This window comes from Falsihalocynthiibacter sp. S25ZX9 (assembly GCF_041205405.1).
GTDB classification, from domain to species: domain Bacteria; phylum Pseudomonadota; class Alphaproteobacteria; order Rhodobacterales; family Rhodobacteraceae; genus Falsihalocynthiibacter; species Falsihalocynthiibacter arcticus.
The window spans coordinates 1-272 of record NZ_JBGFCD010000394.1 but is presented as its reverse complement, the minus strand read 5'-3'; the positions used below and the strand labels follow the sequence as shown (position 1 = coordinate 272).

The 272-nt window shown below is 52.9% G+C and carries 1 pseudogene; it reads left to right on the top strand.

What is annotated here, in order from left to right:
- Positions 1-75 precede the first annotated feature (75 nt).
- Positions 76-272: pseudogene (locus AB9F29_RS22725) on the top strand (protein deglycase HchA); the annotation flags it as partial.

Genomic DNA, 272 nt, shown 5'->3' with positions numbered 1-272 from the left:
AGGGCAGTGATTGGTTGCTGCCAATTGGCAAAGTACGCAAGTCCCGCGACACCATCGTCACTGAGGTCAACTGATATGAGCATTATTCGCAAGCTTTTCCGTGCGACACCGATACCCACAACCGATGGTGCGTTCAGCCCGTCCCCTTTGGCAATCAAACTGGGCACATCGACTACAACGGATTACGATGGTGGGGCTTATGCCAAACCTTATGTGGGCCCCAAAAATCGCGTGCTGATGATCTGCACCGAAGAACGCAACATGACGATGGC